9 protein-coding genes and 1 pseudogene are annotated in these 11908 nt (G+C 55.4%); 7 read left to right on the top strand and 3 right to left on the bottom strand.

The features are described from left to right. The first annotated feature begins 81 nt into the window (after positions 1-81). The 4 genes from tnpA to AS026_RS02420 are packed head-to-tail and all read left to right on the top strand — an operon-like array spanning position 82 to position 3088. Complete coding sequence (gene tnpA / locus AS026_RS02405; protein ID WP_062368489.1) at positions 82-552, top strand: IS66-like element accessory protein TnpA; 471 nt, start codon at positions 82-84, stop codon at positions 550-552. After that, complete coding sequence (tnpB, locus tag AS026_RS02410) at positions 549-905, top strand: IS66 family insertion sequence element accessory protein TnpB (RefSeq protein WP_028749713.1); 357 nt, start codon at positions 549-551, stop codon at positions 903-905. Before tnpA ends, tnpB begins: the two co-directional genes overlap by 4 nt. 48 nt (positions 906-953) lie before the next feature. Then, entirely contained in the window at positions 954-2528 is a 1575-nt protein-coding gene (gene tnpC, locus AS026_RS02415) for an IS66 family transposase (protein ID WP_028749712.1), read from the top strand. Beyond that, on the top strand, positions 2525-3088 hold the full coding sequence (locus tag AS026_RS02420) for a UPF0149 family protein (RefSeq protein WP_062368490.1): 564 nt from the start codon (positions 2525-2527) through the stop codon (positions 3086-3088). Before tnpC ends, AS026_RS02420 begins: the two co-directional genes overlap by 4 nt. 31 nt (positions 3089-3119) lie before the next feature. Here AS026_RS02420 and AS026_RS02425 read toward each other — a convergent pair whose 3' ends face one another. Next, positions 3120-4583 carry a recombinase family protein gene (locus AS026_RS02425; RefSeq protein WP_062368563.1) on the bottom strand — a complete coding sequence of 488 codons (1464 nt, stop codon included), beginning with the start codon at positions 4581-4583 and terminating at the stop codon, positions 3120-3122. A gap of 694 nt (positions 4584-5277) precedes the next feature. Here AS026_RS02425 and AS026_RS39075 point away from each other — a divergent pair. Then, positions 5278-5449: pseudogene (locus AS026_RS39075) on the top strand (ArsR/SmtB family transcription factor); the annotation flags it as partial. Positions 5450-5509: 60 nt separating this feature from the next. Here the strand turns inward: AS026_RS39075 and AS026_RS42200 are convergent. Both AS026_RS42200 and AS026_RS02440 read right to left on the bottom strand, forming a co-directional pair. Beyond that, entirely contained in the window at positions 5510-6271 is a 762-nt protein-coding gene (locus tag AS026_RS42200) for an HNH endonuclease (protein WP_167354880.1), read from the bottom strand. A gap of 77 nt (positions 6272-6348) precedes the next feature. Continuing rightward, on the bottom strand, positions 6349-8019 hold the full coding sequence (locus AS026_RS02440; RefSeq protein ID WP_062368566.1) for an AAA family ATPase: 1671 nt from the start codon (positions 8017-8019) through the stop codon (positions 6349-6351). A gap of 629 nt (positions 8020-8648) precedes the next feature. Here AS026_RS02440 and AS026_RS02445 point away from each other — a divergent pair. After that, positions 8649-10379, top strand: a complete 1731-nt coding sequence (locus AS026_RS02445; protein WP_063805893.1) for an ATP-dependent nuclease — start codon at positions 8649-8651, stop codon at positions 10377-10379. After that, complete coding sequence (locus AS026_RS02450; protein ID WP_062368568.1) at positions 10376-11791, top strand: UvrD-helicase domain-containing protein; 1416 nt, start codon at positions 10376-10378, stop codon at positions 11789-11791. The genes AS026_RS02445 and AS026_RS02450 overlap by 4 nt, the downstream gene beginning before the upstream one ends. Positions 11792-11908 lie beyond the last annotated feature (117 nt).

The raw sequence follows: 11908 nt of genomic DNA on the forward strand, positions 1-11908 counted from the left end.
GTGAGCGCGACGAACAGCCCACCTTTTCTTTTGTGAATGAGGCCTCGAGATAAGCTCTATCATTGATAGGAGTGGACCGGGATGGTTGGAGATCGCGCTGATGCCATGCTTGAAGTCATGGATGAAGGCATGCATGAAGCCAGGCATGAGGGAAAGTATCGGCGGATCGAGGTGATCACCGGTCGGCGGCAGCGGCGGAATTGGACTGACGAGGAGAAGGCGCGGATTCTCGCGGAGAGCGCAGAACCTGAAGTGAACATTTCGGCTGTTGCGAGGCGCTGGGGCGTCAATCGCGGCTTGCTGAATGTGTGGCGACGGGAAGCCGGACTAACCTCTCAACGGTCGGCAAAGACTAGTTTGCCGCCTGCCGTGTTCGTGCCGGTGACAGTGGTTGGGGATGGCGCACGACACGAAGGCTCGCCATCGAATGCCCCAGAGGTTCTCGCTGGCCGAATTGAGATCGAGATTGCGGGCGCACGCATGACGGTCATCGGCTCGGTAGCGCCTGAACTGGCGCAGGCGATGGTAGCGGCGTTGCGAGGGCGCCGGTGATCGGAGTTTCGCCAAATGGCGTGAAGATCATGGTTGCGACGCAACCCGTCGACTTCCGGCGCGGCATGAATGGCCTGGTAGCTTTGGTGGCGTCAGCCCTTGCGGCCGATCCCTATTGTGGCGACGTGTTCGTGTTCCGCGCCAAGCGTCTTGATCGGCTTCGCTGCATTTATTGGGACGGATCAGGCATGATCCTAGCGACGAAGTGGTTGGAGGCGGGCAAGTTCGTTTGGCCTCCGATCCGCGATGGCGCTATGCAGATGAGTGCCCAGGAGTTCTCGCTTTTGCTGGCCGGCATTGACTGGACGCGCGTCAAACGAAACGCGGTGAGGAGGCCCTCAAAAGCAGGCTGATCCTATTGGTTTTGCTTGAAGATTCAGACCCGTGTGGTAGGGTCTGTCATGCCGCTTCGACCCGATCCCTTGCCCCAGGATGCTGCGCAATTGACCCGGATCATTCTCTCGCTCGACGAAGAGAATGCCGATCTCAAGGCGCGCGTTGCCTTCCTTGAGCGCCAGCTCTTCGGGACGAAATCGGAGAAGATGACGACGATCGATCCAACGCAGGCAATGCTCGATCTTGGCGATCTAGGCGACATTCCCGTTGCTGCCAATGACGATGTCGCGCCGGTCGATGAAGACAAAACGCAGGCACGGCGATCGCCAGCCCGCAATATCGGCCGTTTGCCGAAACACCTTCCGCGTTATGACGAGCTCATCGAGCCAGCGAGCAAGACTTGCCCCTGCTGTTCGTTCGAACTTCATTGCATCGGCACTGATGTCAGCGAGGCGCTCGACATCGTGCCTGCAGTAGTCCGGGTGAAACGGACGATCCGGCCACGCTATGCATGCCGGGCTTGCGAGAGTGGCATCGTGCAAGCACCCGCACCAGCACGCATCATGGACGGCGGCATGGTGACCACGGCGTTTGCAGCCCATGTCGCCGTTTCGAAGTTTGCCTGGCATTTGCCGCTGCATCGCCAGGCGCAGATGCTGGCCTCCTGCGGCGTCATCATTGATCGCGGTACGCTCGGGGCATGGGTCACGCGGGTCGCCTGGTGGCTCGAACTTCTCTACGATGCACTCACCGCCTTCATCCGCTCGCAGCCGAGGGTGTTCTGTGACGAGACGCCACTTCCGCGCCTCGATCCGGGGCGCAAACGAACCAAGGTCTGCCAGTTATGGGCACAAGCGGTTGACGATCGGCCATGGAACGGTCCGGCGCCGCCGGCGGTGGCCTACATTTTTGCCGAAAGCCGCAGCGCTCGCGAGATCGAGGGGCAACTGTCGTCGTTCGCCGGCGTGCTTCAGGTTGATGGATATCAAGCCTATAAAACCATGGTCAAACGACGCGGCAAGAGCAACGTTGCCCCCATGCGGCTGGCCTTCTGCCTCGCTCATGCACGGCGAAAGTTCGTTGACGTCGTCAAACTGACCGGCTCTTCGGAGGCCTTGTCGATCCTTGCCAGGATTGCCGAAATCTATCGCATCGAAGCAAAACTACGAGGGGAAGATGAAGATACCCGGCTTAGCGGCAGGCGTCGTGAGGCAGCTCCCATCATGAGAGAACTGAAGGTCCATCTCACCGAACTGAGCGACGAGGTGTCGTCGAAATCGGCACTTGGCAAGGCAGTCACTTACATGCTCAACCACTGGAGCGGATTGACAGCCTTTCTAGAGGATGGCCGGATCGAGGTGGACTCCAATGTCGTCGAGCGTTCCATGAAATCCGTGGCTTTGACGAGAAAGAACTCATTATTCGTGGGCAACGAGCGGGGTGGAAAGACCTTCGCTGTCCTGGCATCGCTCGTGAACACGGCAAAGCTTAACGGCGTGGACCCCGACGTCTGGCTTGCCGATGTGCTGGAGCGCATCATCTCCGGCAAAGTGAAAGCCAACGAGATGGAGAGCCTTTTGCCTTGGGCCTGGAAGGCGGAACGCGAAGCGATGACACAGCAGGAGCGACAAGCGGCATGACACAGAACAGCCAGGAGATGACGCCGCGACCGAAGCTCGATGACGACGCATTCGAAGCCTTTATCAGGAGACGTCGTCCGCCATCGCCTATCTGGTCAATGAGCAGACTCGATGGTTATCTTACGGCCCTCATCATCGGCCCCAGGTTCATCGACCCACGGCAATGGATCCCGGAACTGACCGGCCCGGATGCCCTAAACCTGCCGATGGAAACAACCGAACATCGGGCCGTGCAGACGATCGTTGCAGAGTATAATCGGATATCTGCAAGCCTTTCCGAGAGACCGAAAGACCACCGGCCAAGGTTCACCCAGATCGATGATCAGACCCTTGATCCATTTGATTGGGACATCTGCTTTCTCATTGGAACACGACACGCGCCAAGGCTTTGGCAGCCTGTCCTTCGAGGTCATGCCGTCACTGGGGATATCATTGCGCCGATCCGCAAGCTCGGCGAGGTAAAACGGAAAGCGACCCACCAGGATGCTGCTGCCGTCGCCGAAGCACTCGTCAATATCCGAACCTATTTTATGCCGAAGCGGGCAAAGCAGAAGTTCTGACCGAGAGCCAGAAAGCCAGAAACCTATTTAGTCAAATCACGAAAGCCGTGGGCCATTCGTTGCGCTCACCAAGGATCAATGGTTCGTTCGCTAGGTTGGGTGAATACTTTGCGATGGTATAAACGTTCTCGAAAGCCAGCTCGGCCTCTTTGAGACGATCTCGCAGAGCCTGTGCATGCCCTTCCCGCTGAAGTTCTTCGGAGATAAACTGCTCCCTCAGCTTTTCCAGCAACGTTCGTATGCGTCGCGGCTCGAGCACATGAGTGACAACGGAGTCGATAACCATCTGATCGAGCGTCGATTCGGGAACCCGTGGTCCATCGCAATCGATTTTCCCCGTTCGGTCTTCGCTGCCGCAATGGTAGTACCGATACGTTTGTCCGAAACGGTTCCTGCCTGTGGACAAGGTCATGTGTGCACCGCACGCACAAAACGCAATTCCCGACAACAAAAGGGGGCTCGAGAACGCCTTGGATGTGCCGCCTTTCCGAGGGTCTTTTCTTTGCAACTGCTCCGCCAGTGCATCAAACTCCTCGGGAGTCACTATTGGGGGGACGGGTATGGTTATCAGCTCTGCTGGGCGGCTAAGCCACTGTTCATCTTGTGCGCACTCGTTGTAGAGCTTGGTCCCTTTGTAAATCGGGTTGGTCACCAACCTGTGAATATGGGTCTTGTTCCATCGCTTGACCCGACGCGGCCAGCAGCCTTCCTCGTTGAGCTTCATGGCAATGGCCTTCATTCCCATCGGGCCACTGCCAGACGTGCCGTATAACGCCATGTCGAAAATACGGCGCACGAGAGGTCGTTCTTCCTCATTGATCACAATGATCTTGCGCAATGGGTTAGACTCTAACGGCACCGCCTTATAGCCAAGTGGAAGTACTCCCCCCACGTAAAAGCCGCCCAGCGCCAGCTCCGTCATCGTCCGGCTGGTGTCCTCAGCAGTTTTCCGAGAGTGCACCTCATCGAAAAGCGTCGAACCAGCCTTGCCGATGAATCCGCCAATGTCCCTGGAAAACTGCTGGGTTGTAAATATTACCTCGATGCCATTTTCATAAAGTAGACTTTCGTATTCATCGAAATCACGCATTCTCCTGGAAAACCTTGCGGTATGGTACACAAGTAATTTCTTGATTTTAAGCTTTCCGTTGAGCAACTCTTCGATCATTTCTTTAAAAACCGGCCGATTTATAGTTTTGGCGCTCCGTCCCTCTTCCTTATATACTTTGATCAGTTGCCAATTTCTATCTTCGGCGAACTTTCGCATGTATCGCTCTTGGTCGGGAATAGACAGATTGCTGGCAACACTCTCTCCCGTAGAAACTCGGCAATAGGCAGCCACCCGCAACTGCGTTAGTGTGACAGTAGTGTTCCCCGCAGCCGTGCCCTTCAGTAATCGCCGCCGCTCTGCCACTGACCCTCGCCGCTGCGATACCGGTCCTTCGGGCAAAACAATGTCCGACTTCGAACCGTTATGCTTTCTATCCTTTGCCATGGGCCCGTCCCTTCACAGTCGGCAAGGTTCTAGTCACTTTTTGAAATAGAGCGCCTATCGTTGCGTCCGCCAGCCCGGTTCGCAGAGCGCGAACCTCTATATCCGTCACTCGCACGTCCGATATGAAGAGTGTCGTGACAGTCCAGCAGCCGCTCGTCTTGGTCTGGATCGAGCATGGCACCCTCGGCTGCGAGTGGAAGTTTTCCAGAAGCGATTGTTTTCGAAATGAGCCTATTGGAGGAATCGGGATATGTCCGTCACGGTTCTTCACACGTCGCTCCCTTCACTATTGTCACCAATCAGGAAGTCCACGATCTCATCCTGCGCTTGACTTCTGATCTACGAACCAACGGTGACACAATTTGACGTTGCCTTAAATAGTCGAATCAACGATGATCAAACGGCCCTGCAGCGTCATATCGTTTAAGCGAAAATCCTTTACATAATCAGTTACTTGGGGTCTTGAATTAGTGCCTACCGAAGACTCCGCTTTGAAAATCGTTTTCAAGCGAAGACTTCAACTTCTAAGACGCATCACGGAAACGTGATAATGGGTTGCTCGGGCCCGGCATAATTAATGCACTCAAAATGCATCCAGGTGGCCCAGGAGACGATAAACAGCTCATCTCGTCGACTAACCGACCTTTCCAAAAGGGTGCGTATTAGACGCTTATACATCCATTCTTCTGGAGGTATGGAATCGAAGAACGCTATCGCGGCGCTGGCCACACTCGCCCAGACGACTAGACTCGAAACCTTTCGGCTTCTCGTGAAGTCGGAACCGGATGGCATTCCGGCGGGAGAGCTCGCCCGGCTCATGGACGTGCCGCAAAACACCATGTCCGCCCATCTTGCGACCTTGACACTCGCCTGGTCAGTGCCGTTCCAACGGAAACTGCCGTCGCATACTGATCATCCGGACATCCTCAAAGGAGCTCAGGCAAATCAGCCGTCGCCAAGTAATCCACGAGATCAGGATTGTTCAGCACGCTGTCATAAAAGATGTGCTGCCACGAATTCGGTGAAATGGAATTCGCGTGCCCCCTGAAGAGGGCCAACAGTGCGGCGCAATTCTGTCCGCCGTCTCTCGCGTCCTGCATCAACCGTAGAAGGCGAATATATTCTTCGCGAAAAAAATGAGTGAACCTCACTTCTATGGCGAGTTCACGGAGGTGAACAGCCACAAGCGTCCTTTCATGTTCCAGAAGGTCTTCGCTGGGACCGATAGTGAATGTTGGGGTATCGTAGGGAGGGTCTATCGCCAGCTTCACGACGCGCGGCGACGTGAAGCGATCAAAATACGGATGGATGAAGAATTTCGGAGCGTCCTCATCGCCAGTCTTCTCCAGCTTTTTGCCCTGACACGCGTCACACATCGGGAAGAGATTGTGGGGCACGATGGCGAAGTGAGGATACTTCCTCTTTGGCAGAAAATGATCGAGCGTGTTCGGTTTGCCCATCTCGCCACAGGCGGGACAAAATGTAAGTCTGTGAGCCCGGAGCGCGTCGAGGACCGCGCCCTGTGCCGAGTCTTCCGCCGGATGGGTGTAGAGGCCGATAAATGTAGTCTTACGGTCTTCGATCTCGGGCCAGACGGGAACTTCCGCAGGCGATCCTCCGCCGTGAACGTAACCTTGGACACGTTCCGCCCACTCTTGCGCGCGTCCAGTGAAGTAGGCAGCGTTCACGCCACCTTGTCGTTCCGCAACAACTTCATTGATAAGTTCGACGCTATCGAAATCTGGAGGCGCTAAAGGATGGACCACTATTGGCGGCCCTTTGCGGCAATCTGGATGATCATTTCTTCGTTCAGCTGATCCCGAAGCATGTTGATCAGGTCGGCAGCCGAGTGCTCCTGCAACTGCTCGTCGATCCATGCTTCGAAAGGTTTGGACACCGCCCGGTCACCGAACACATACGAGGTGATACGTTGAATATCGCCACCGAAGGTTTGAAAAGGCGGCGTCTTGATCGCGATCCCCTCATCGGTCCTTGCGAAGACATGGACGCAGTCGGCAGGGACTTCCCGAACTGTTACTATCGAGTGCGTAGCGAAAAGGGCTTTCGAGCTGAATTCCCTGAGAATTTCCTTCAGCATTTCTATGAGCTGTATCTCCAGATTTGGGTGAAGAAACAATTCCGGCTCATCAATCAAAATCAGGCTGTTGCGTCGCATCACGCCCAGAAGATTGATGACGATGTAAGAAAAAAGCCTTTGGCCTGAGCTCAGCATCAAGGCAGTGCCGTTTTTGAAAAACGCGACCCCACTTTGTGCGATCAGGTTCTCGATGAGTGACTGAGTATGAAGGTATCGAAGGTCTGACGGCGATAAACGCACAAACCGCTTCCCCTCCGCATCGTCGAAAACAGCTCCGTCGGTATTGTCCGAATAGATCGCATCGGTATCGCTTTGAACTTCAAGCGCTGCGAAATCGAAATCGAACGCTGTCCGCAGGACTTTCTCGGCTGTTGCAACCTTTTTCGCCCAGGTTTGCATTGATCGGAAGCGGATGTCGTCGATGGCACATGCCAGAAGTGAAAAGGCGGTGGCTCTCTTCGGCGTATCTAGGCTGAGAGTAGACGACGACGGTTCATTTGAATCCCGCAGGCCAAAATAGCGGTAAACGTCGGTGTCTTGGCGATTGCTGCCTTCGACTCTTACTGGGAAATTCTCGAACGGGCTGTAGGAAAGCAGGACGATCTGACTTAGGTTCGGGCGTGACAGAAAGCCGGGGCCGTCTTCGATCTTGTCGCGATCCTCGATCCAATCCTCAACGATTTGGTGAAGAAGTCGCGATTTCCCAACGCCGTTGGGTCCAATTAGAATGTTGATGTCGCTTGGCAAAAGAGTTGTCGGCTGGAAATTGAAACGGATGTCTTGCAGGTTTTCCGCAGCGTCGACAAACCGGAATTCAAGATTGTTTACGGCGATCACTTCATTCGCGAAGATTTTCCAGCCATTAGCGAAGCTCTGCTGTTCACCGCGCTCTCTCTGAAGCGAAGTACCAAAGCCGGGAGTGATAGAGAGATGCAATGCACCTGGGTCATGCTTTACATTCACCAGATAACTGGCGTCTCTCAAAGCTACCGCTACCGACGTGGCAGTCTCTTCACCTAGATTGCTGACCAGCTGCGCATAGAAGCTTACTTCAATCGGGACAGATGTGTACGAGATATCAGCTATGGGAAATGAACCATCCCAACCGTTTTCCAACCGGTCCTTCAATAAAGCCCGACTGACGTGCGTCCCGGTAAAAAGAATTTTAAGCAGGCCGAGGTGGAAGATTTCCCCGTTGATGCGGCAGGCTGTATTGAAGGTCGTCTCGTAACCGAAGTCATTCCAGTTGTTATCAAGCAGTTCAAGGACATCACCTTCGCCAAGAGGAGTAGTTGGCGCGCTTCTTCCGCCCGCACGGCCAGCGTAGATTACCTGCATTGATCTCCCCTCGGCTGTCAGAACTGGGGGAAGCTATGATTATTTGATGCGGTTCTCAACCTGAGATATCAACTCGAGAGCGGCGGCGAAAGAATCTATGAAGACGCCGCGACTTTCACCTCTGCGCCCGGAGAGTGCTCATCTGCGGATAACCTGCCTTTGAGGTAGAGCCTCACCGCCCGCGCAACGACTTGTAGCAGTTTTTGGCCTGCGCCATCGCCTCGATGTCGGCAGCGACATCGGCTGGCAGTCGCTCGCTGGCACAGGTGAGCTAGCGGCGCTCGCGACTGTGATGACCACCGATCTCGGACCAAATGACGAGAAGTACTCGAAGCGTATCGAGGGGCTGCCGCCTCCGGTGATCGGTTTGGCATGGCATAAGGATCGCCCGCTTGGCGTGGCGCTAAAGGCGTTCGTTATGACAGCGAGTCGTTTGCGAGGAGCTTGCTCAGGCGCGAGGAGTGTGATCGGAGTATTCGCACAGCCACTTCAACTCTTCCCCCAGCCCAAGCCCGCAGCCCCACGTTGACGCCATCGGATGTTTAGTGATCATCGGCGCTTGCGCGCCTGAGTCGCATTAGCGAGCTGAGGCCTAACCACAGCGAAATGTCAGATACGACCGGTGGACGATGCCGACCATACGAAAAATAGACATCCGCAATTTCCGGGGCATCAAACATCTCTCATGGATGCCGGGCCCCGGATTTAATTGCCTTATCGGACCTGGCGATTCCGGGAAGACATCCATTTTGGACGCCGTTGACCTATGCCTTGGGGCAAGACGCGTCGCCACCTTTACCGATGCCGATTTTCACAATCTGGATATAGCGGAACCGATCACAATCACGGTCGTGCTGGGCGCGCTTGAAGACGACCTCAAGAAGCTTGACGCATACGGAGACTTCCTTCGAGGCTATAATGCGACCTTGGGCGATCTGGACGAGGAGCCGGGTAAAGGTTTGGAGACTGTGCTGTGTCTCAAACTGACGGTCGCCCAAGACCTCGAACCCGTTTGGACGCTCGAATCCACGAGAGCAGCCGCCAAGGGATTGGAGCGCGACCTCAAGTGGGCTGATCGCGAACGGTTGTCGCCCATGAGATTGGGAGCGCTCGGCGATACGCATCTCGCATGGCGGCGTGGATCGTTGCTCAACAAGCTGTCCGACGAAAAACCGGACACGTCCGGCGTCTTGTCGGCAGCCGCCCGTGACGCTCGGACAGCGTTCGGCGGTAAGGCAAAGGGCCAGCTCACTGACGCCATCGAAATCGTGAATACGACAGCCAAAAGCCTCGGCATTTCGGTGGGAGCGACTGCCACGGCGATGCTCGACATCCACTCTGTCACGTTTGGCTCTGGAACGATCTCCCTACATGACGATACGGGAATTCCCTTGCGTGGAATGGGCACCGGGTCCAAACGATTGCTCACCGCGGGCCTGCACAAGGAAGCTTCCAAGGCAACGTCAATTGCCCTTGTCGATGAAATCGAAATCGGACTCGAACCTCATCGGATCGTCCGCTTCCTGAAATCGTTGGGCTCGAAAGACAAGATGCCAAGCGTTCAGGTTTTTGCAACATCGCACTCGCCGATAGTTTTGCAGGAGCTTTCCCACGGGCAGGTACACGTCGTTCGGCATGACAAGGCGCTGGGGCACACACATGTGCTTGCTGTTCCCGCCGATGCCCAAGGGGCGCTACGTGCCACCTCAAACGCGTTCCTCGCGAAATCCGTTATGATTTGCGAAGGCAAGACCGAGATCGGTTTCATTCGAGGAATCGATCTGTTTCGTATCGAGGTCAAGGGCAAGGAATCTGTAGACGCCGCAGGAGTATCGCTGCTTGACTGCGACGGGGGGTCTGAGACCCGGCCGTTCGAGCGCGCGGCGTCTTTCCAATCACTTGGCTACCGCGTCGCGATTTTCATCGACAATGACCGAACGATCCCAGCGGCGGAGGCGAAGCTCTTTACGGATAATGGCGGCGAGCTGTTTCACTGGGCTGCTGGCCAGTCGATCGAGGATGCCATTATCTGCTCGGCCTCAGACGCAACCGTCTTGGCGATACTAGAAGCCGCCGTCGAGTTGAACCCAGATGACGAGTCGTCGATAGACGGGAAGATCAGGACAGCCTCTGGCGGCCAGCTAACCCTCGAGAACGCTAAAGCGCTGGCCGACGTGGGTTGCCTGACCCTTCAGCAAAAAGGGTGGATCGCCAAAGCTGCGGGAGGCAAGAAGGGCTGGTTCAAAGACATCGGGCGTATGGAATCCCTCGCTCGCGATGTGATCGCGCCCAAATTCAAGGAGTTCGACCCACCGTTCAGAACTGTCGTTCAATCGATTTTGACCTGGGTGGTCAAATGACGGCAGCGATACCTGATCTATTGTCGATACATCGCGGATGCGTGAGTGCTCCCGCTGGATGTGGCAAGACGCATTTGATTGTATCTACTCTCGCCCGGCACGATGACAACAAGCCTATCCTTGTGATGACCCATACAAACGCGGGTGTCGCGGCCTTAAAAAAGCGGCTAAATGCTCTGCAAATACCCGCGCGAAAGTATCGCCTCGCGACCATTGACGGGTGGGCGCTGCACCTGATCTCCACGTTCCCAACCCGGAGCGGACACGACCCCAAGATAACTGAACTGAGGTCTCCTGGGAGCGATTACACCGCTATCAAGACCCATACTCTAGCGCTTTTGAAAGGCGGACATCTCGATGATGTCTTGAAGGCGACCTACTCGCGCCTTCTCGTCGACGAGTACCAGGATTGCATGAAGCCACAGCACGACATCGTCATGGCCATGGCTGAACTCGTTCCGACTTGCGTATTAGGGGATGATTTGCAGTGCATATTTGGTTGGTCCGGCCCTAAGGTGGACTGGACCGAGGTCCTGAATTTTTTTCCTTTGATCGGCGAGCTGGATACCCCCCATCGCTGGAACAACGTCGGCTGTAATGAACTCGGTCAGTGGCTACTCGATATCCGCCCGCTCCTTCGTGAGGGTTCTCCCATTGATCTGACGGCGGCACCTGAACAAGTGGAATGGGTAAAGATATCCGGCTCATCGGACTCCGCTACCTTGTTAAAAGCCGCGCGAACCGCCTCTCCCGTAAGGGCCGGCTCGATATTGATTTTGTGCAGCGGAAAGGACAAACGACGACAGCAGAATGTCGCTCGACACACTCCGGGAGCGGTCGTCGTCGAAAGTGTGGATTTGTCGGATTTCGTCGATTTTGCCGCGTCGTTTGCGTTCGACGGTGCGGAGGCCACTGAAGAACTGATCGACTTTGCTGCCACTGTGATGACGGGCGTGGACGCAAGCTCGATGAAAACAAGACTGAAATCCTTGGGCAAAGGGACAGCTTCGAAACCCGTAACTGATGCGGAGCAAGCCGCCTTGGATTTTGCAGGCAGTCCCACCCCATCCAAGGCTAACGCGCTACTCGTCGAGATCAACAAACAGCCGGGGGTACGACCGCACCGGCCAGCACTCTTATCTGCGTGCCTCAGAACCTTAAATTCTTGCTCCGACGCAGAGGAATTTCACGAGCTTGCGATCGCGGTTCGCGAACAACAGAGAGTGATCGGTCGTGAGATAAAAGGACGTGCTGTGGGCAGCACCCTTTTGTTGAAAGGGCTTGAAGCGGACGTGGCTGTTCTGTTGGACACCTCAACGTTCAGTGCCCAGGACCTCTACGTGGCATTGACACGTGGTGCTCGCAAGATCGTCATTTGCTCGGAGACAAACATATTGCGACCAAAGAAGTGACGGGCTATCGGGCGGATTTCACTAGACGCGGTCCTCTAAGATCGCGCATCCGACGGCAGGTCGATAAAATTCGAGAAACTCCTGTACCGTCTTTCGAACCTAACGCTCTAACCCCTA

Origin of the sequence: Rhizobium altiplani (assembly GCF_001542405.1) — a bacterium.
GTDB lineage: Bacteria > Pseudomonadota > Alphaproteobacteria > Rhizobiales > Rhizobiaceae > Rhizobium > Rhizobium altiplani.